General features: G+C 63.8%; 20 protein-coding genes and 1 tRNA gene. 7 read left to right on the top strand and 14 right to left on the bottom strand.

Features of this window, described 5'->3' with window-relative positions; all coding sequences use genetic code 11:
- Positions 1–373: 373 nt before the first annotated feature.
- From JI744_RS18785 to JI744_RS18770, 4 genes are read right to left on the bottom strand one after another with little or no spacing between them, the layout of a single operon-like run.
- Positions 374–937: a DUF4202 domain-containing protein gene (locus JI744_RS18785; RefSeq protein WP_202662717.1), complete on the bottom strand. Its 564-nt coding sequence runs from the start codon at positions 935–937 to the stop codon at positions 374–376.
- On the bottom strand, positions 930–1,373 hold the full coding sequence (locus JI744_RS18780) for an NUDIX hydrolase (protein ID WP_202662716.1): 444 nt from the start codon (positions 1,371–1,373) through the stop codon (positions 930–932). The genes JI744_RS18785 and JI744_RS18780 overlap by 8 nt, the downstream gene beginning before the upstream one ends.
- Complete coding sequence (locus JI744_RS18775) at positions 1,363–1,635, bottom strand: NfeD family protein (protein ID WP_202662715.1); 273 nt, start codon at positions 1,633–1,635, stop codon at positions 1,363–1,365. Before JI744_RS18775 ends, JI744_RS18780 begins: the two co-directional genes overlap by 11 nt.
- 1 nt (position 1,636) lies before the next feature.
- On the bottom strand, positions 1,637–2,518 hold the full coding sequence (locus JI744_RS18770; protein WP_202662714.1) for an SPFH domain-containing protein: 882 nt from the start codon (positions 2,516–2,518) through the stop codon (positions 1,637–1,639).
- A gap of 114 nt (positions 2,519–2,632) precedes the next feature.
- Here JI744_RS18770 and JI744_RS18765 point away from each other — a divergent pair, with 114 nt between their 5' ends.
- Positions 2,633–3,886, top strand: coding sequence for a DNA polymerase IV (locus JI744_RS18765; RefSeq protein ID WP_202662713.1), 1,254 nt, complete (start codon positions 2,633–2,635; stop codon positions 3,884–3,886).
- Here the strand turns inward: JI744_RS18765 and JI744_RS18760 are convergent, their stop codons facing one another.
- A complete protein-coding gene (locus tag JI744_RS18760) occupies positions 3,887–4,747 on the bottom strand; it encodes an N-formylglutamate amidohydrolase (protein ID WP_202662712.1) in 861 nt (286 codons plus the stop codon).
- Between the two features lie 162 nt (positions 4,748–4,909).
- Here JI744_RS18760 and JI744_RS18755 point away from each other — a divergent pair.
- Positions 4,910–4,984, top strand: a tRNA-Val gene (locus JI744_RS18755).
- A 70-nt stretch (positions 4,985–5,054) separates the two neighbouring features.
- A complete protein-coding gene (gene ykgO, locus JI744_RS18750) occupies positions 5,055–5,180 on the top strand; it encodes a type B 50S ribosomal protein L36 (protein WP_023666132.1) in 126 nt (41 codons plus the stop codon).
- A 142-nt stretch (positions 5,181–5,322) separates the two neighbouring features.
- Here the strand turns inward: ykgO and JI744_RS18745 are convergent, their stop codons facing one another.
- The 9 genes from JI744_RS18745 to JI744_RS18705 all read right to left on the bottom strand — a co-directional run bounded on the left by JI744_RS18745 (position 5,323) and on the right by JI744_RS18705 (position 14,316).
- The gene (locus JI744_RS18745) at positions 5,323–6,756 is read right to left on the bottom strand and encodes a mannitol dehydrogenase family protein (RefSeq protein ID WP_202662711.1); all 1,434 of its coding nucleotides are present in this window, start codon (positions 6,754–6,756) and stop codon (positions 5,323–5,325) included.
- A 2-nt stretch (positions 6,757–6,758) separates the two neighbouring features.
- On the bottom strand, positions 6,759–7,532 hold the full coding sequence (locus tag JI744_RS18740) for an L-iditol 2-dehydrogenase (RefSeq protein WP_328757584.1): 774 nt from the start codon (positions 7,530–7,532) through the stop codon (positions 6,759–6,761).
- Entirely contained in the window at positions 7,529–8,524 is a 996-nt protein-coding gene (locus JI744_RS18735; RefSeq protein WP_202662709.1) for an ABC transporter ATP-binding protein, read from the bottom strand. The genes JI744_RS18740 and JI744_RS18735 overlap by 4 nt, the downstream gene beginning before the upstream one ends.
- 7 nt (positions 8,525–8,531) lie before the next feature.
- On the bottom strand, positions 8,532–9,362 hold the full coding sequence (locus JI744_RS18730) for a carbohydrate ABC transporter permease (RefSeq protein ID WP_202662708.1): 831 nt from the start codon (positions 9,360–9,362) through the stop codon (positions 8,532–8,534).
- A 15-nt stretch (positions 9,363–9,377) separates the two neighbouring features.
- Positions 9,378–10,250, bottom strand: a complete 873-nt coding sequence (locus tag JI744_RS18725) for a carbohydrate ABC transporter permease (RefSeq protein WP_202662707.1) — start codon at positions 10,248–10,250, stop codon at positions 9,378–9,380.
- A gap of 201 nt (positions 10,251–10,451) precedes the next feature.
- The gene (locus JI744_RS18720) at positions 10,452–11,762 is read right to left on the bottom strand and encodes an ABC transporter substrate-binding protein (RefSeq protein WP_202662706.1); all 1,311 of its coding nucleotides are present in this window, start codon (positions 11,760–11,762) and stop codon (positions 10,452–10,454) included.
- Between the two features lie 106 nt (positions 11,763–11,868).
- Positions 11,869–12,822, bottom strand: coding sequence for a sugar-binding transcriptional regulator (locus tag JI744_RS18715; RefSeq protein WP_202662705.1), 954 nt, complete (start codon positions 12,820–12,822; stop codon positions 11,869–11,871).
- Positions 12,819–13,490, bottom strand: a complete 672-nt coding sequence (locus JI744_RS18710; protein ID WP_202662704.1) for an HAD family hydrolase — start codon at positions 13,488–13,490, stop codon at positions 12,819–12,821. Before JI744_RS18710 ends, JI744_RS18715 begins: the two co-directional genes overlap by 4 nt.
- 49 nt (positions 13,491–13,539) lie before the next feature.
- Positions 13,540–14,316 carry an IclR family transcriptional regulator gene (locus tag JI744_RS18705; protein WP_202662703.1) on the bottom strand — a complete coding sequence of 259 codons (777 nt, stop codon included), beginning with the start codon at positions 14,314–14,316 and terminating at the stop codon, positions 13,540–13,542.
- 84 nt (positions 14,317–14,400) lie between these two features.
- Here JI744_RS18705 and JI744_RS18700 point away from each other — a divergent pair, with 84 nt between their 5' ends.
- From JI744_RS18700 to JI744_RS18685, 4 genes are all read left to right on the top strand, one after another.
- Positions 14,401–15,276 carry a 2-dehydro-3-deoxygalactonokinase gene (locus tag JI744_RS18700; RefSeq protein WP_202662702.1) on the top strand — a complete coding sequence of 292 codons (876 nt, stop codon included), beginning with the start codon at positions 14,401–14,403 and terminating at the stop codon, positions 15,274–15,276.
- Between the two features lie 10 nt (positions 15,277–15,286).
- A complete protein-coding gene (locus JI744_RS18695; RefSeq protein WP_202662701.1) occupies positions 15,287–15,901 on the top strand; it encodes a 2-dehydro-3-deoxy-6-phosphogalactonate aldolase in 615 nt (204 codons plus the stop codon).
- On the top strand, positions 15,891–16,742 hold the full coding sequence (locus tag JI744_RS18690; RefSeq protein ID WP_202662700.1) for an SMP-30/gluconolactonase/LRE family protein: 852 nt from the start codon (positions 15,891–15,893) through the stop codon (positions 16,740–16,742). Before JI744_RS18695 ends, JI744_RS18690 begins: the two co-directional genes overlap by 11 nt.
- A 90-nt stretch (positions 16,743–16,832) precedes the next feature.
- Positions 16,833–18,452: a GMC family oxidoreductase gene (locus JI744_RS18685; RefSeq protein ID WP_202662699.1), complete on the top strand. Its 1,620-nt coding sequence runs from the start codon at positions 16,833–16,835 to the stop codon at positions 18,450–18,452.
- The last annotated feature ends 33 nt before the right edge of the window (positions 18,453–18,485 follow it).

The following is an 18,485-nucleotide window of genomic DNA, read 5'->3' as shown; positions in this document are numbered from 1 at the left end:
GCGCGCCGGGCGCTTGAGCAATCTGAGGGCTCCGCGCCCGGCGCGCTTGCCCAACCCGAAACCGACCACTATCAACCCCAAGGACTCTCGTTATGAACGAGGGACGACCGGGGGGCAGGTCAATGGCCAAGCCAGCGTGGTGCGGCGGGTGTGACCTGATCATGCCGGATGAGACGGCCCAAGGTCATGCGTATCGCGGAAGAGGGGGGGGCAAGGATTGGGTGTGCCAAGGGGCGCAAGGCGTTCTTGCACGCCCCAAATGTTTCAGATCACTCTGGACCGCTTCCCGATGCGACACCTCCTGCCTCACTTTAAACCCAGAGTGAACTCGCGCGCACAAAGGCAGGGCGATGCCGGGGCGGGGCCACCGGGGTCAGGCCCGGAACGCCGCCGCCAGATCCTCGGGCAAGGGAAACTCTGCCAGCACCCGGGCACGTCCTTCGTCTGACATCTTGCGCGCCGTCTTTTGCACGATGTCCAGCACCTCTGCTGCGGCCCGTCCATTGGCAAAGCCTTCGAAATACCAGCGTAGAAAGACGAAACAGATCACATCCTCCAGCGCCTGTACTTGCGGGTCACGCTTGATGCCTTCCTTGCGTAACAGCACCTGCACCCGGTCGCAATCTGCGGCATCATAGCCCGCGTCGGCCATGATCCCCGCCACCCGTGCCCCATGCCTGCGCCCCTGTTCGCGCCGCCATTCCAAATAGCCTGCCTTGCCTTCTGGATAGTCATGGCGGGGCAGTAACCACCGTTCTACATGCTGGCCATGGGCCGCGATGCGCAGCACATCCGGGGCGTCCGGAAAGAGCCGGTGCAGTTCCGCCGTCATGCGCTGGCCGTAAAGCAGCGCGGCGGGCAGGTCCATTTCCATGTTGGGATCGGCGGCATTGGCGGTATCAATCGCGGCAAGGGCAGCATGAAGGCGGTCAGTCAAGGGGCATCTCCGGCAAGGAAATTTCTGACAGTGCAATCGCGGTGCGCGCCTGCAACGGGCCTACAGCGTCGGCCCGCGCCAGCCAGAGGTCAAGTGCCACCATCTGCCACCGCTGGCCTTCGTTGCCAAAGCGGATTGCGGCAATCTCGTGCGACGTGATGTGCCCGGCAAAGAACCACCCCGCCTGCGCCGGATCATTCATCGACGGGAACGCGCGCGACCAGATCAGCCGCTGGGACAGCAGGCGCAACCCGAACTCCTCCCGAACCTCGCGCAGCAGGCAGTCCACCGGGCTTTCGCCGCCTTCGCGCCCGCCACCCGGCAAGTCCCACAACCCGGCCCAGGGCAGCCCCGGCCGATCATCGCGCAGATAGGTCAGGATGCGGCCCTGACATAGCAAGGCCACCTTGGCGCCCGCAAAGGCGTTAGTGATCATTGATGTCCTTGGTCCAGATTTTCACCTGATGCTTCTGCACGCCCATCGTGCGCCGCAGCACCAGCCAAGCCAGCAGCGACAGCACGGCAAACACCACCAGAAGTACCGGCACGCTGCCACCCAGCACGCCAATAACCAGCAAGACCCCAGTCAGGAACGCGCCGACCGCAAAGCCCAGAAAGATGAAGCCGGGTGCCAGAATTTCCAGGACGCCCAGAACAAGGCCCGCCACCATCCAGACCCACCACACCGTCCACATCACTTTATGCCTTCCCCTTCAGCATCTTGAACGCATCGCCAAACGCCTCCAGCGCGTTGGCCGGGATCAGGATGGTCTGCTTGCCATTGCCCGAGGCGACGGCCTGCAAGGCCTCCACCTGCTTCAGCGCCACCTGAAACTGCGCCGCCTCCAGCCCGTTTTCCTTGATCGCCACCGCAATCACGCCGGTGGCATAAGCCTCGGCATCCGCAGTGATCCGCCGGGCCTTGGCCTGTTGCTCGGCGGCATACAACTCGGCATCCGACGACAGCTCCACCGAGCGTTTGCGCCCCTCGGCCTCCATCACCTGCGCGCGGCGGGCACGTTCAGCGTTCAACTGCTGCAACATCGCGGCGCGGGTCTGTTCATCCAGATTGACGTCCAGAATCTCGGCCCGCGTCACCTCGACCCCCCAGTCATCGACCATCGCCGTGACCTGATCGCGCACCCGTTCGATCAGTTGCGCGCGGTTCGACTGCACCTGATCCAGCTCCAGCTTGCCAATCTCGGACCGCACGATCCCCGCCACGGTGGTGGCAATCGCACCATCGACATCGCGGATGCGGTATACGGTCTTTTCCGGTTCCGTGATGCGGTAGAAGACGCTGGTTTCCACCTTTACCAACACGTTGTCGGCGGTGATGGCATCCTGGCTGGCGGTCGGCAACTGGCGCTCCAGAATGGTGATCTTATGCGCCACCCGGTCCAGAAACGGCACGGTAAAGTTGATGCCCGGCCCCAGCACGGCATGCAGCCGCCCGAAGCGTTCGACCACATATTTCTCTGATTGCGGCACGATCCGCACCGCCTTGAAGATCGCAACGATCACCAGAATGGCAAGCGCCAGAAATACGGCATTGCCCCCGGACATTCCCTCAAACGGCATGTGAACCTCCTGAAAATCTCTTGCGCACAGGCTGCACTGTTAAAGCTCCGCGCGCAAGAACCCGCGCATCGGCAAGGCCTCCCGCCTTGTAGATGATCATGCTATCCTGCGGCCATGCCCGCCCTGTGCCGCGATTGCCTGACCCCTTTCCAGACGGGCGCCCGCTGCCCCGCCTGCCGGTCGCCCCGTATCGTCGCGCACCCGGAGCTTGATCAGCTTTCCATCGCCCATATGGACTGCGACGCCTTTTATGCCTCGGTGGAAAAGCGTGACAATCCTGATCTGCGCGACAAGCCGGTCATCGTCGGCGGCGGGCAGCGGGGGGTGGTTTCAACCGCCTGCTACCTTGCCCGCATCAAGGGCGTGCGATCCGCGATGCCGATGTTTCAGGCCCTGAAACTCTGCCCCGAGGCGGTGGTGGTGAAGCCCCGGTTCAGCGCCTATATCGAGGCCAGCCGCGCCATCCGGGCGATGATGGAAGAAATGACGCCCGCCATCGAACCCCTGTCGCTGGACGAGGCGTTTCTGGATCTGACCGGCACCACCCGGCTGCATGGCGCGCCCCCCGCGGTCATGCTGGCCCGCCTGACAAAGCGGATGGAGGACGAACTGGGCCTGACCGGCTCTGTCGGGTTGTCGCACAACAAGTTTCTGGCCAAGATCGCGTCAGACCTTGATAAGCCGCGCGGCTTTTCGGTGATCGGGCAGGCCGAGACGCAGGCATTTCTGGCGCGTCAGCCGGTTCGGGTCATCTGGGGCGTGGGCACCGCCACGCAGGCCGCGCTGGAAAAAGCGGGCATCCGGGGCATCGCCGATCTGCTGCGCTGGGACCGTCAAGACCTGATGGCCCGGTTTGGTCAGATGGGCGAACGCCTGTACCATCTGGCGCGCGGAGAAGACCGGCGACGGGTCAGCCGGGATGCGGGGCTGAAGTCGATTTCCAAAGAGACGACGTTCTTTGAAGATACCGTCGACCCCGATATTCTGGACGGCCATATCTGGCGGCTGGCCGAGCAGGTGGCCGACCGCGCCAAGGCCAAGGCCCTGTCGGGGCGCACCGTGACGCTGAAACTGAAGCGGGGCGACTTTCAACTTGTCACCCGCCGCCATTCGCTGCCCGATCCCACCCAGTTGACCGACCGCATCTACCGCGCCGCAAAAGAGCTGTTCGATCATGCCGGGGTGGTGGGGCCTTTCCGGCTGATCGGGGTCGGCATTTCCGACCTCGCGCCCGAGGCAGCGGCTGACTTGTCGCGCGACCTGTTGGACCCAGATGCCGGGCAGCGGGCCAAGGCAGAGCGGGCGACCGATGCCATCCGCGCCCGGTTCGGCGCGGGGGCGATCATCAAGGGCCGCTCCTTGCGCTGATCATTCGGCGGCAAGGGTCAGGCTGGCGGGGCGACCGATGGCGGCAATCTCGGCGATGACGCCTTCGATCAGGTTCTGGAACCGGGCGAAGCCGGAATGCGGCTCGATCCGGGTTTCATCCATGTAAAGGCCGCGATCAATCTCGACCTGAATCACATGGCGCCCACCCGAGGGGCGGCCATAGGACTGCGCGACAAAGGCCCCGGCAAAGGGGGTGTTGCGCGCAACTCGCAGACCGGCGGTGGTAAAGGCGGCCTCTATCTGCTGCACGATCGGGCTGGCGGCGGCGGCGCCAAAGCGGTCGCCCAGAACCACATCGGGGCGTAACTGGCCGGGGCGCAACTGGCCTTCCAGCGCCTCATGCGGCATCGAATGACAGTCGATCAGGATGGCCTGACCAAAGGTGGCGTGGGTCTGGTCCATCAGATCACGCAAGGCATGGTGATAGGGCGTCCAATGGCCGGAAATCCGCGCCTCGGCCTCGGCCAGTGACAGCTTGCCGCGATAGATCGCGCGCGCGCCCGAGACCACGCGGGGAATCACCCCAAGGCCAGAGGAAACCCGCGGATTGTGCGGCGCGCGGGCGATGCCGTCGATCAGGGCAGGGTCCAGTTCATCCGGGGCGCGGTTGAAATCGACAAAGGCGCGCGGGGTTCGCGCGGACAGCAGCAGGGCACCATGGGCCACGGCTGGGGCGAACAGGTCATCGACAAACGCATCTTCGGAAGAGCGCAGGGTTTGCAGGTCCAGAATCGTGCGTGAAATGAAGGTGGGTGGATAGTCGCGCCCGGAATGGGGCGAGGCGAAGATTACCGAGGTTTCTTGCCGAGCGGGGCGGAAAAGACGATAGGTTTCGGTCATGGCGGCCTTCCTTGTCAGTTTTGTTATAGTCGGAAAAAAGCGCCCGTCGAAACCCTTATCGAAACCCCTTGAACCCGGATGCGACTCTGTTTATAGCCGCCGAGACCGACGCGGTTTCGCCCCGCGTCCTTTTTGTTCGGGGCGGGATCACACAGGTAGCGTGGGCGGTTAGCTCAGCGGTAGAGCACTACGTTGACATCGTAGTGGCCACTGGTTCGATCCCAGTACCGCCCACCATTCGCCGCTTTCTTCGGAAGGCATGGGTTTTCATCTGGCGCGTGATGCGCCGCGACATCGGGAGACGACCATGAAGGTTGCCAACTCGCTCCGCTCGCTGAAGACGCGTCACCGCGATTGCCAGGTCGTGCGCCGTAAAGGCCGCGTCTATGTGATCAACAAGACGCAAAAGCGCTACAAGGCCCGTCAGGGCTGATCGCTGCGCGCGAGACAGTTTCAGGCCGCCTTGGGGAAACCCTTGGCGGCCTTTCTGTTTGTTCCCGCCGGGCCGGGGAACTTGCGCGCAATAAAAAACGGCGGCACCTGGGGGGCGCCGCCGCAAGTTCCTGCCGGAGTGATCAGGAGATATAGGCCTGCAACGTGGCTTTGGTGCCTTTGGTCCACAGGCTGTTCAGCGCCGCCCCGAAGGCCGCGCGGAACGCATCATTCCCGGCAAGATCGCCATAGATTTCCTTCATGCCCAGCCAGGCATCGGGGGTGTCTTTTGCTTTCAGGGCAAGGGGGTGCAGCACGTCCCAGTTCGGGTCGTTCGGCTCGATATGGGTGCCGCTGTCGGTGGTGCCGGCGCAGTAACGGCACCACAGGGCGGACACCAGCGACAGGCCTTCGATCTTGCCGCCCGCAGCCAGTGCATCGCGCAACGACGGAATGATGAACTTGGGCTGGCGGTTCGACCCGTCAAGGCACAGGCGGCGTTCGGTATCGGCCACTTCGGGATTCGAGAACCGATGATGGATCAACGTGAAATACTCGCCGATATCGGTGTTAGGCACGGGCGGGACGTAGGGGATGACCTCTTCCCGTTCCACCTTGTTCAGAAAGCCCGAGATCAGCGGGTTGGCCATCGCCTCATGCACATATTCAATGTCCATCAGCCCGCCGGGATAGGCGATGGTGGCATGGCCGCCGTTGAGAATGCGGATTTTCATCATCTCATAGGCATGAACATGGGGGGTGAAGGTGACGCCCACCTTTTCCAGGGCCGGGCGGCCTTGGGGAAAATTGTCCTCGACCACCCATTGGCGGAAGGGTTCGCAGGTGACGGGTACTGGATCATCGGCCAGGCCAAAGCTGGCGGCCATCGCACGCTCACGCGGGCCAGTGGCGGGCGTGATGCGGTCCACCATGCCGTTCGGGAAGGCAACATTTGCCGCGATCCAGTCGGCAAAGGCCGGGTCTGACAGGCGGGCGGTGCCGATCACCGCAGCTTCGGTCACATGGCCGTTGCCGGGCAGGTTGTCGCAGCTCATCACGGTAAAGGGCGGAATGCCAGCGGCCTTGCGGGCCTTGAGCGCGGCGACAATGGCGCCAAAGGCGGTGGTGGGTTTGCCGGGGGTTTTGCCGTCAGCGGCAATGTCGGGGTGGCTTGGGTCAAAGCTGCCGGTGGCGGCGTTGATGTAATAGCCGCCCTCGGTCACCGTCAGCGAGACGATGCGAATCTCGGGCCGGGTCATGGCGGCGATCAGGGGGGCGTTGGTGGGATCAACCGGAACAAAGTCGATCATCGCGCCGATGCGGCGGGCCGATTTGCCCTTTGGGTCCAACTCGATGATGGTGGACAGGCAATCCTGCCCTTTCAGCGCATCGCGCATCTTGGCGTCGGGCGCGCGCACGCCCGCGCCGATGATTGCCCAATCATGGCTTTCGCCAAGGGCGAACAGGTCGTCCAGATAGACGGCCATATGCGCGCGGTGAAAGTTGCCAAGGCCGATATGGACGATGCCGGGCGTCAGCGACTTGCGGTCATAGGCGGGAAGCGATGCTTTGGTCATGGTCATGCCATCCAGTTGCCGCCGTCCACGCCGAAGCATTGGGCGACGATATATTCAGCTTCTGGCGTGGCGAGGAATACCGCCATGCCGGTCAGATCTGCGGCGGTGCCCATGCGGCCAAAAGGCACGGCATTGCCGACTTCACGTTTCTTTTGGCCGGGGGCCTTGCCTTCGTACTTGGCAAAGAAGGCGTCCACCCCGTCCCAATGTTCGCCATCCACCACGCCGGGGGCGATGGCGTTTACGTTGATGCCATGCTGGATCAGGCCAAGGCCCGCGCTTTGGGTCAGGCTGATCACGGCGGCCTTGGTGGCACAGTAGACTGCCACCAGCCCTTCACCCCGGCGCCCCGCTTGGCTTGCCATGTTGATGATCTTGCCACCCTGACCGCGGGCGATCATGTGGTTGGCGGCGGCCTGCATGCAAAACAGGGTGCCCGCCACGTTCACGGCGAACAGCTTGTCATAGTCGGCGCGGGTAATCTCGGCGATGGGCGCGGCGGTGAAGAGGGCCGCGTTGTTCACCAGAATGTCCAGCTTGCCCATCTTGGCGATGGCATCGGCAAAGCCCGCATCAATGCTGTCTTGCCGGGTAATATCCATCTGCACCGCAACTGCCTGCGGGCCAAGGGCGGCGGCGGCTTTCGCCACCGCCTCGGCGTTGATGTCGGCCAAGGCCACAGTGGCGCCTTCGGCAATATAGGCGCGGGCAAATTCAAGCCCGATGCCGCGTGCCGCCCCGGTGATCAGGGCCGATTTGCCTTTCAGCCGCATCACAGGGCCTTACCGTCGGGTCCGAACCGATAGATCTTGCCCGCCTGCGGCCCCAGACGGATCTGGTTGCCGTGGTGCAGGTGCATCTCGCCCGAGCCGCGCACGGTCAGCATGCCGATACCCGGCACATCGACCTTGAGGAAGGTATCCGACCCCAGATGTTCGGCCAGACCGATGGTGCCCTGCCAAGGGCCATCGGCCGAAACCTCGATATACTCGGGACGCACGCCCAAGGTGGTGCAGCCGTGCTTTTGCGCCTCGGCCCCCGTGATCAGGTTCATCTTGGGGCTGCCGATGAAGCCGGCGACGAACAGGTTCTGCGGATGGTTGTACAGCTCCAGCGGCGCGCCGACCTGTTCGATCCGGCCTGCGTTCAGAACCACGATCTTGTCGGCCATGGTCATCGCCTCGACCTGATCATGGGTCACATAGATCATGGTGGTGGCAAGTTTCTGGTGCAGCTCGGAAATTTCCTGCCGCATCGTCACGCGCAGCGCGGCATCCAGGTTCGACAGCGGTTCGTCGAACAGGAAGGCCGCCGGTTCGCGCACGATGGCGCGGCCGATGGCGACGCGCTGGCGCTGCCCGCCCGAAAGCTGGCCGGGCTTGCGCTCCAGATAGTTGGCAAGGTTCAGGATCTTGGCGGCGCTTTGCACCTTGGCCTCGATCGCCGCCTCGTCCATGCCTGCCATTTTCAGCGGGAAGGCGATGTTCTTCTTGACCGACATATGCGGATAAAGCGCGTAGCTTTGGAACACCATCGCCAGACCCCGCTTGCCGGGAGGCAGGTCGGTCGCGTCAGTGCCGTCGATCTCGATCTTGCCGCCGGAAATATCCTCCAGCCCGGCGATCAACCGCAGAAGGGTGGATTTCCCGCAGCCCGAGGGGCCGACGAAAACGACGAATTCGCCGTGTTCGATGTTCAGGTCGATCCCAGGAATGACATGGGTTTCGCCAAACGACTTGCGGACTTGTGTCAGAGTAATCTTGCCCATGGGAACCTCACTTCACCGCGCCGAATGTCAGACCGCGGACGAGTTGCTTCTGGCTGAACCAGCCAAGGATAAGGATCGGCGCAATGGCCATGGTCGAGGCCGCCGAGAGTTTCGCGTAGAAAAGGCCCTGCGGCGCCGAGAAACTGGCGATAAAGGCCGACAGGGGGGCTGCCTTGGTGGTGGTCAGCGTGATGGTCCAGAACGCTTCGTTCCAGGCCAGGATCACATTCAACAGCAGGGTCGAGGCGATGCCCGGAATAGCCATGGGAGTGAGGACATAGACCACCTCTTTCCACAGGCTGGCGCCGTCCATCCGCGAGGCTTCAAGAATTTCCGACGGGATTTCCTTGAAGTAGGTGTAAAGCATCCAGACGATGATCGGCAGGTTCATCAGCATCAGCGCCAGAACAAGGCCGATCTTGGTGTCGAACAGGCCGGTCCGCTGAAACAGCAGATACAGCGGGATCAGCACGGCAACGCCGGGCATCATCTTGGTCGAAAGCATCCACATCAGCAGGTCTTTGGTCTTGCGACCGGGCACAAAGGCCATGGACCAGGCGGCGGGAATGGCGATGGCCAGACCCAGCAGGGTAGAGCCGACCGAGATCACGACAGAGTTCCAGAAGAACCGCGGGTAATCTGACCGCGCCCAGACATCGCTATAGTTCTGCAATGTCCAGTCGGCGGTGAACAGTTGGGGGGGCGATGCAACGGCCGAAGCTTCGGTCTTGAAGCTGGTCAGGATCATCCACAGGACGGGAAAGAAGATCAGCAGCGACACCGCCCAGGCGGCGACAGTTGTGATCAATTTACGGCGGGGTGAAACGGCACGTGCCATGGGTGTTCCTCCGGCTCAGGCGTCGAGGTTGCGGCCGATGCCGCGCATCAGGAAGATGGCGACGATATTGGCCAGGATCACCGCGATGATCCCGCCCGCCGCTGCGCGCCCGATATCCTTGGCGGCAATGGCTTGCTTGAAGATCATATAGGGCAGGGTCGTCGAGGCAGAGCCGGGGCCGCCTTGGGTTGTGGTGAAAATCTCACCAAAGATCCCCAAGAGGAAGATCGTCTCGATCAGGATGACCACGGTGATAGAGCGGGTCAGATGCGGCAACACTATATAGCGGAATCGGGAAATCGGCTTGGCTCCGTCCATCTCGGCGGCCTCAAGCTGTTCGGAAGACAGCGATTGCATCGCCGTCAGCAGGATCAGGGTGGCGAAGGGCAGCCATTCCCATGACACGATGCCAATGACCGACAGCATCGGGTGATTTTCAAGATACAGAATCGGGTCCGCCCCAAAGGCGCGCGATACAGCGGCAAAAAGCCCGTTCTGAGGGTGCATGAATAGGTTTTTCCAGATCGATGCCGCGACCGGCGGCATGACGAAGAAAGGCGCGATCACCAGAATGCGCAGCACGCCCTGGCCCTTGACCGGCTGGTCGATCAGCAATGCGATCAGGATGCCCAGAACCACCGTGATCACCAGAACGCCGCCGACCAGTGCCAGCGTGTTGCCGATGGCTTGCCAGAATTCCGGCGATTTCAGGAACCAGGTATAGTTTGCCAGCCCCACCCAGCCGCTGCGCTCGGGCGACAGAAGGCGGTAGAGGCGGAACGAGAAATACAGCGTCATGGCAAGCGGCACGATCATCCAGATGAACAACAGGATGACCGAGGGCGCCACCATCAGGCGGGCAGCCGCGCGGTTGGATTGCGTGGACATGGGCGAAACTCCGGTATCAGGGTCCAGCGCCGCAAACCTGCGTGTCTGGCCGATGGCGGTAGAGGGGGCACGAACCGCCCGTCACATCGGGCTTTGCGTCACTTGTGGGCTTGGCCCTGTGGGACAGGCGGTCCGCCCAGCCGGAAAATAAAGCACGGGAAAATGCACGGGGCCGGCCCGAAGGCCGACCCCGGCCGGGAGTTACTTGATGTAACCGGCAGAGGTCATTTCGTCGGTGACAGCGGTTTGTGCCGCAGCCAGCGCGTCATCGGCGGTCGATTGGCCAGCCAGAGCGGCCGAGAACAGCTCGCCCACGGTCGTGCCCAAGCCCTGGAATTCCGGGATGGCCACGAACTGCACACCGACATATGGCACCGGCTTGACGGTGGGCGCGTTCGGGTCAGCCGCGTTGATCGAGTCGATCGTCATCTTGGCAAACGGAACCTTGGCATATTCCTCGTTGGAATAAAGCGAGGTGCGCGTGCCCGGAGGAACGTTGGCCCAGCCTTCTTTCGCAGCGACGAGGGCAAGGTAATCCTTGTTCGTGGCCCAATCGATGAAGGTCTTGGCAGCTTCCTGGTTCTTCGAAGACGACGGGATGGCCAAAGACCAGGCCCACAGCCAGTTGCCGCGCTTGCCAAGGCCGTTATCGGGCGCCAGAGCGAAGCCAACCTTGTCAGCGACGGTCGAATCCTTGCCGGTCACGAACGAAGCGGCGACGGTCGCGTCAATCCACATGCCGCAATGCCCCTGTTGGAACAGCGTCAGGTTTTCGTTGAAGCCGTTGTTCGACGCGCCGGGCGGGCCGTATTCGTTCATCAGGTGCAGATAGGTGTCCAACGTGGCTTTCCACTCGGGCTGGTCGAACTGGGGCTTCCAGTTTTCGTCAAACCAGCGCGCGCCGAACGAGTTCGACATCGCGGTCAGGAAGGCCATGTTCTCGCCCCAGCCAGCCTTGCCGCGCAGGCAGATGCCATACTGTTCCTTGGACTTGTCGGTCATCGCCTTGGCGGCGGTCTCGATGTCCGCCCAGGTCGGCGCGTCGGGCATCTTCAGGCCAGCGGCCTCCATCAGATCCTTGCGGTACATGACCATCGAGGATTCGCCGTAGAAGGGCGAGGCCATCAGATGGCCGTCAACCGTCAGGCCCCCGCGGATGGCGGGCAAGAGGTCATTCACGTCATACTCGGCAGGCAGATCATCCAGCGAGGTCAGCCAGCCCTGCTTGCCCCAGATCGGCACTTCGTAGGTGCCGATGGTCATCACGTCATACTGGCCACCGCCGGTCGCGATGTCGGTGGTCACGTTCTGGCGCAGCACGTTTTCTTCAAGCGTCACCCATTCAACCTTGATGTCGGGGTGCTTGGCGTAAAAGTCGTCCATCAGGCCCTGCATGCGGACCATGTCGCCATTGTTCACGGTGGCAACGGTGATGGTGGTTTCGGCCTGCGCACCTGCGGTCAGGGCAAGCAGAGCCGTCGCGCCAAGAAGCGCGCGGAACGTCGTGGTCATATGATCCTCCCTTGGAAGCGAATGAGCAAATCATCGCTTGCTGGGCAATTACTCATAAGCTGGCATCACCCGTCAAGCCCCCTCTTCCGCCGCAACTGCGAAGGGATCACAGGTCCAAAATGGCCCTTGCGGTGGGTTCGTCCGTAACCAACCCGTTGATGATGTGGGATTTCAGCGCTGCAGCAATTGCGCCCACCTTGGAGGGGCCGGCGGCGATGCCAATCGACGGTCGGGATAACCCAGGCTCTACCCGAACCCCGCCGGTGCGATGATTGGTGCCAAAATCAAGGTATTTGCCAGACGAATCAAAAACCCATCCGGCCACTTCGCCCACAGCACCTGCCGCTTGCATCTCGTCCAGTTCGCTGCGGCTGACAAAGCCGTCCTTGAGCAGCGGCGCGTCATTCGACATCTGGCCGACACCAACAAACACCACATCAGCAGCACGAGCCAGTTCCACGACCTTGCGCACAGGGCCGAGCGCATGGAAGGCGGCGTTTTCCTCCCGCGTTGGTGAGATGACGGGCACAGGCATCGGGTAATGCGGCGCGCGCACCTTGTCGGCGATGCGCATCACAACATCAAAAAAACTTGCCGACCCGTCGGGCGCGATATTGCCGATCAGCGACACAAGGCGGTGCTGTTCGGCCTCTATCGGCGACATGGCATCGACCATGCCGCGCAGCGCCCGACCGGTGCCAAGTGCGATGACAAGGGGAGAGGGCATCCGCAGGAACCGCTCCAGCTCTGCCGCCGCCGCCGCCGCGATGCCGATCGAGGGGTCGGTCGCCACGCCAAGATTGGGCGACACCCGGCAGCGGATCAAGCCGAAGCGCGCTGTCAGATCGGATTCCAGATCCAGGCAGGCGCCGATGCGGTGGTTCAGCCGCACATGGATCAGTCCATCGGCCATGGCGCGGCTGACAAGACGTTGCGCGCGCTGCCGGCTGATGCCCAGTTCGGCGGCAATCTGGTCCTGAGTCAGCCCGCCGACGTAGTAAAGCCAGCCCGCGCGGGCGGCGTCATCCTGGGGGGTGGGTTCGTTATCGACGCGGCTCATGGCTGTCTCATCAGGTCTGGCGCCAAGGTGGCGAATGTATCGAAGGCGGCAAATCGGGCATGGGGGCGGGCGTCTTCCGGCTCCGGTCCGTCCAGACCCGACATATGGCTGCCGCCGGTAAAGCGCCATACCGTCATGCCCGCAGCAAGACCCGCACGCACGCCGGTAAGGCTGTCTTCGATCACAAGGCATCGGGCTGGCGGCGTGGCCATCTGGGTGGCGGCGAACAGGAACAGGTCGGGCGCGGGCTTGCCCCGGCTGACCTGGCTGGCGGTAAACACCCTGTCGCCGACCAGATGATCCAGCCCGACATGACGCAGCGAAAACGCCACCCGCCGCGGGCTGGACGAGGTGGCGACGCAATAGGGCACCGTCAGCGAAGCCATCACCTGCGCCACCCCCGGCATGACGCGCAACTCTCGGTCAAAGGCAGCCAGCAAGTTCTCGCGGTAGGTCGCCTCGAAATCGGGGGGCAGGTCCAGTCCGAACTCGCGGCGGATCGTGTCCATCACCACCGGATAGCTGCGGCCCAGAAAGTGGCGCGACACATAGTCAAGGTCGATTGACAGGCCCAGATCGGCCAGCGCGTTGACCAGCATCCGCGCGCTGATAAGTTCGCTGTCAATCAGCACGCCGTCGCAATCGAAGATCACAAGATCGATGGTCACAGCATCCTCCGCCCCCTTTTTCCGGTCTGCGGCGCGGCGGGGGGCGGTGTCAACCGCCCTGAACGGGAAAGCGCCACAGTGCCGCCTCTGCCGCGATGGCCGCCGCCGAATGTTTCAGCAACGGCAGGTGCAGTTTCAGCGCCGAAAGCGTGGCATCGCGGGTGGGGGCCGTCACCGACAGCGCTGCGATGGGGTGGGTGGGGGTGGCAAGGATCGGGGCAGCAATGCAGATGATGCCTCTCTCATGTTCCTCTCGGTCATAGGCATGGCCGCGCGCGCGGATTTCGGCCAGATCGGCGCGCAGGTCTTCGGGCGTGGTCAGTGTGGCGGGGGTAAAGCGGTGAAAGCTTTGCCTTGCAAGGGCTTGCTCCAAGGCTGCTGGCGGCAGGAAGGCCAGAATCGCCTTGCCGACCCCGGTGCAATAGGCCGGGCCCACCTTGCCCGCCGCCGAAAACATGCCGACCGGATGCGCGGCGTTGCGCTTGTCCAGATACAGCACCTGACCCTGATCCAGTTGCGCCAGATGGATGGTGGCCCCCGTTTCCGCCGACAGCTGGTCAAGGTGGGGGCGGGCGACGTGGGCCAGATCGCTGGTGTTCCAGGCGTTATGCGCCAGCCGCACCAGCCGCAACCCGGCGGAATAGGCCCCTGCGGCATCTTGCATCAGCATCCCCTGCCGGGTCAGCGCTTGCAGCAGTCGGTGCAGTGTTGCCTTCGGGAAATCGCAGCGCGCGCCCAGTTCGGCCAGCCGCATCGGCCGGTCGGCGGTTGCCACCAGATCCAGTACCGCCACCGCCTTGCCGATGGTCCCATCCTCTTCTGCCATGATGCCCCCGGCCAGTTGACGAGGTGCAGCATAGAGGGCATACTTTCCACTATGCAAGATAGTGTTCCAAATAATGAGACAGGCGTGATGCCAGACTGGATTGCCGTCGATTGGGGCACCTCTAACCTGCGGGTCTGGGCAATGGGGCCGCAAGGCGTGTTGGCCGAGGCGCAATCGGATGACGGGATGGGCAAGCTGGCGCAAGACGGTTTCGAACCCGCGCTGCGGCGGCTGATCGCGCCATGGTTGGCGGCGGGTGGGGTGCCGGTGGTGGCCTGTGGCATGGTCGGCGCGCGGCAGGGCTGGCAAGAAGCGCCTTATCGCGCGGTGCCTTGCGCCCCGGTGGCGCGCGGCGAGGGCATTGCGGTTTCCGCAAACGGCCTGAATATCCGTATCATTCCGGGCCTTTGCCAAGGAAAGCCCGCAGATGTGATGCGCGGCGAAGAAACCCAGATCGCCGGGGTTCTGGCGCTGCATCCACAGTTTGACGGGGTGATCTGCCTGCCCGGCACCCATTCAAAGTGGGCGCATGTCAGCGCGGGTGAGGTGGTTTCCTTCCAGACTTATATGACCGGCGAGATGTTCGCGCTGTTGTCGGGCCAGTCGGTGCTGCGCCATTCGATGGCCGGGAATGGCTGGGACGAGGCCGCCTTTGACGCGGGCGCTGCCGAAGGGCTGTCGCGGCCCGAACGCATGATGGCGCGGTTGTTTTCGCTGCGAGCCGAGGGGCTGCTGGCGGGGCTGGAGCCTTCCGCCGCACGGGCGCGCCTGTCCGGTCTGCTGATCGGGGCCGAACTTGCCGCCGCGCGCCCCTACTGGCTGGGCCAGCGGGTGGTGCTGGTTGGCGGCGCTGCGCTACAGGCCAGCTATGCGCGCGCCCTTGCCACGCAGGGCGTGACCGCCGAAACATTGGATGCGACCGCTTGCACATTGGCCGGACTGGCCGCCGCCCGCCCGTAAAGGAAGCCCTATGACCCACCGTCCCATCATCGCGATTCTGCGCGGCATCTCTCCGGCCGAGGCGCTGCCCGTGGCAGAGGCGGTGATCGCCGCCGGTATCACCCGGATCGAGGTGCCGCTGAATTCGCCGCACCCCGTGACCTCGATCGCGGCAATGTCCAAAGCCTTTGGTGCGGTGGCACAGATCGGCGCGGGCACCGTGCTGACCGTCCGCGATGTGCAAGAGGTGGCCGATGCCGGGGGGCGGCTGATCGTGTCGCCCAATTTCGACGCCGAGGTCATTCGCGCCACCAAGGCGGCGGGGCTGGACAGTTGGCCCGGCGTGATGACCCCGACAGAGTGTTTCGGCGCGCTGAAGGCCGGGGCGGATGGGCTGAAAATCTTCCCCGCCTCGCTGATTGGGCCAGAGGGCGTCAAGGCTGTTCGGGCGGTGCTGCCCAAGGGAACGCAAGTCTATGCCGTCGGTGGTGCCGGGCCGTCGAACTTTGTGCAATGGCTGCGCGCGGGGGTGGATGGTTTTGGCATCGGCACTGCCCTTTACACCCCCGGGCTGTCAGTGGCCGAGATCACGACCCGCGCCGCTGCCATCGTCGCGGCCTATGAGGGCGCGCTGCATGATCTATGATGACCGAAAGTGCGAATTGGGCGAGGGGCCGTTGTGGCACCCAGGCCGCAGCCAGTTGTTCTGGTTTGATATTCTGAACAATCGCATGATGTCGCGCGATGGGGCGGGCCAGCAGGAATGGCATTTTTCTGAACGGGTTTCGGCGGCGGGCTGGGTTGATGACGACACGCTTCTGATCGCCTCGGAGACCGCGCTGTCGCGCTTTGACCTGCGCGATGGCAGCCGCGAAGTGATAACCCCGCTGGAGGCGGATCGCCCCGAAACCCGGTCGAACGACGGGCGTGCCGACCCGCAGGGCGGATTCTGGATCGGCACGATGGGCAAGCAGGCCCAGCCGGGGGCCGGGTCGATCTGGCGGTATTATCGTGGAGAGTTGCGGCGGCTGTTTCCCGGCATCTCGATCAGCAATGCGATCAGTTTTCCCCCCGATGGCCGCACAGCGCATTTTGCCGATACCGCGATTGGCAAGCTGTGGCGCGTGGCGCTTGACGCACAGGGCTGGCCGGTGGGCAAGCCAGAGCTGTTTCTGGACCTTGTGCCCGAAGGCCTGAACCCCGATGGCGCGGTGGTCGATGCGGCGGGTCTGTTGTGGCTGGCGCAATGGGGGGCGGGGCGGGTTGCGGCCTATGCGCCCGATGGCGCGCTGGTGCGGAGCGTGGAATTCGAGGCACCCCACACCTCTTGCCCGGCTTTTGGCGGACCGGATCTGACCACGCTGTTCTGCACCTCGGCGCAAGAGGGGCTTGACCCGGCGGCCCGCGCGGCAAGCCCCAATTCCGGCAAGGTGTTTGCCACCTCCGACATCGCGCGCGGCCAGCCAGAGCACCGCATTCTGCTTTGACGTGGCGGCAGGGGGCGCTGTGCCCCCTTCTGCGCCGGCCCCCCGCTGCCTAGCATGTCCTTTGGGCATGGCCGCAGGGGGAGAGCGGAAATGGACAGTGAAACCTTTGACTATGTGATTGCGGGCGGCGGCTCGGCGGGGTCGGTTCTGGCGGCCCGGTTGAGTGAAAACCCCCGCATCACGGTTTGTCTGGTCGAGGCGGGCGGGCGGGGCGATGGTTTGCTGGTCAGGATGCCTGCGGGTACGGTGGCGATGCTGCCGGGGCGGCCGCGCATCAACAACTGGGCCTATCAAACAGTGCCGCAGCCGGGGTTGAACGGTCGCCGGGGCTATCAGCCGCGCGGGCGCTGTCTGGGCGGGTCATCGGCCATTAATGCCATGCTGTATGTCAGGGGCCAGCGGCAGGATTACGACGACTGGCAGGTTCCGGGTTGGGGCTGGGATGATGTGCTGCCGTGGTTTTTACGCAGCGAAAACAACGCACGCGGGGCGGATGCCTTTCACGGCGATGCGGGGCCGTTGCAGGTGACCGATCAGCAAAGCCCGCGCCCGGTGTCGCGCGCCTTTGTGCAGGCCGGTCAGCAGGCGGGTCATCCGCTAGGGGATGATTTCAACACCGGCGACAACTATGGCGTCGGCCTTTATCAGGTGACCCAGTTTCACGAACCCGCCCGTCGTGGAGAGCGGTGTTCGGCCGCGGCGGCCTATCTGCATCCGGTGATGGGGCGGGCGAACCTGCGGGTGATCACCGGCGCGCAGGCGACGGGCGTGAGGTTTGCGGGGCGCAGGGCCACTGGCCTGTCCTATCGGCAAGGCGGGCAAGACCGCCATGTCAACGCGCGGCGAGAGGTGATTGTGTCGGCGGGCACTTTTGGCTCGCCCCAGCTTTTGATGCTGTCGGGCATCGGCCCGGCGCATCACCTGCACCAGATGGGCATCACGCTGCGTCATGATCTGCCGCAGGTCGGTGCCAATCTGCAAGATCATCTGGATTTTATCCTGTCCTGGCGCAGCCGTGACCGTGACAACTTTGGCATCGGCCTGCGCGCGGGCCTTGGGCTGGTGAAACAGGCCCTGCAATGGCGCAAGACCGGGCAGGGCATGCTGGCCACGCCCTTTGCCGAAGGCGCGGGGTTTCTGAAAACCGATCCGGGTCTGGACAGGCCCGATGTGCAACTGCATTTCGTGATCGGCATTGTCGATGATCATGCCCGCAAGCTGCATCTGGGCCATGGCCTGTGCTGCCATGTCTGCACCCTGCGGCCCCATTCGCGCGGGCAGGTGCGGCTCGCCTCTGCCGATCCGCTGGCGGCTCCGGCGATTGATCCGGGATTTCTGTCCGACCCGCGCGATCTGGCAACCACCATTGCCGGGGCGAGGCTGACCCGCGATATTATGATGCAGCCCGCCATGGCGCCCTATCTGCATACCGAGATGTTTGGCACCCATGGCGCGATGAGCGATGCCGAATGGGAAAGCCATATCCGCGCCCGCGCTGATACGATCTATCACCCGGTCGGCACCTGTCGGATGGGCTTGGACGCGGCTTCGGTGGTGGACCCGAACCTTCGGGTGCGCGGGATGGAGGGGCTGCGGGTGGTGGATGCCTCGGTCATGCCAAGCCTTGTCAGCGGCAATACAAACGCCCCCACGATCATGATCGCCGAGCGTGCGGCGCGGGCCATTCTGTCGGAACCGGCTTGCGCCTGACACGGCAACGGTTCCAGATACGGGTCGGAGGCG

It is taken from the genome of Fuscibacter oryzae (assembly GCF_016765795.1).
In the GTDB taxonomy this organism is placed as follows: domain Bacteria; phylum Pseudomonadota; class Alphaproteobacteria; order Rhodobacterales; family Rhodobacteraceae; genus Fuscibacter; species Fuscibacter oryzae.
Note: the sequence above shows the minus strand (reverse complement) of the source record. Positions and strands in the feature narration are given on the sequence as shown.

What these genes read in the sequence shown, in the direction of transcription:
- JI744_RS18690 (WP_202662700.1), top strand. Translation starts at nt 15,891, where the DNA reads ATGATCTATGATGACCGAAAGTGCGAATTGGGCGAGGGGCCGTTGTGG.
- JI744_RS18695 (WP_202662701.1), top strand. Translation starts at nt 15,287, where the DNA reads ATGACCCACCGTCCCATCATCGCGATTCTGCGCGGCATCTCTCCGGCC.
- JI744_RS18780 (WP_202662716.1), bottom strand. Translation starts at nt 1,373, where the DNA reads ATGATCACTAACGCCTTTGCGGGCGCCAAGGTGGCCTTGCTATGTCAG.
- ykgO (WP_023666132.1), top strand. Translation starts at nt 5,055, where the DNA reads ATGAAGGTTGCCAACTCGCTCCGCTCGCTGAAGACGCGTCACCGCGAT.
- JI744_RS18765 (WP_202662713.1), top strand. Translation starts at nt 2,633, where the DNA reads ATGCCCGCCCTGTGCCGCGATTGCCTGACCCCTTTCCAGACGGGCGCC.
- JI744_RS18685 (WP_202662699.1), top strand. Translation starts at nt 16,833, where the DNA reads ATGGACAGTGAAACCTTTGACTATGTGATTGCGGGCGGCGGCTCGGCG.
- JI744_RS18725 (WP_202662707.1), bottom strand. Translation starts at nt 10,250, where the DNA reads ATGTCCACGCAATCCAACCGCGCGGCTGCCCGCCTGATGGTGGCGCCC.
- JI744_RS18735 (WP_202662709.1), bottom strand. Translation starts at nt 8,524, where the DNA reads ATGGGCAAGATTACTCTGACACAAGTCCGCAAGTCGTTTGGCGAAACC.
- JI744_RS18730 (WP_202662708.1), bottom strand. Translation starts at nt 9,362, where the DNA reads ATGGCACGTGCCGTTTCACCCCGCCGTAAATTGATCACAACTGTCGCC.
- JI744_RS18705 (WP_202662703.1), bottom strand. Translation starts at nt 14,316, where the DNA reads ATGGCAGAAGAGGATGGGACCATCGGCAAGGCGGTGGCGGTACTGGAT.
- JI744_RS18745 (WP_202662711.1), bottom strand. Translation starts at nt 6,756, where the DNA reads ATGACCAAAGCATCGCTTCCCGCCTATGACCGCAAGTCGCTGACGCCC.
- JI744_RS18715 (WP_202662705.1), bottom strand. Translation starts at nt 12,822, where the DNA reads ATGAGCCGCGTCGATAACGAACCCACCCCCCAGGATGACGCCGCCCGC.
- JI744_RS18770 (WP_202662714.1), bottom strand. Translation starts at nt 2,518, where the DNA reads ATGCCGTTTGAGGGAATGTCCGGGGGCAATGCCGTATTTCTGGCGCTT.
- JI744_RS18720 (WP_202662706.1), bottom strand. Translation starts at nt 11,762, where the DNA reads ATGACCACGACGTTCCGCGCGCTTCTTGGCGCGACGGCTCTGCTTGCC.
- JI744_RS18760 (WP_202662712.1), bottom strand. Translation starts at nt 4,747, where the DNA reads ATGACCGAAACCTATCGTCTTTTCCGCCCCGCTCGGCAAGAAACCTCG.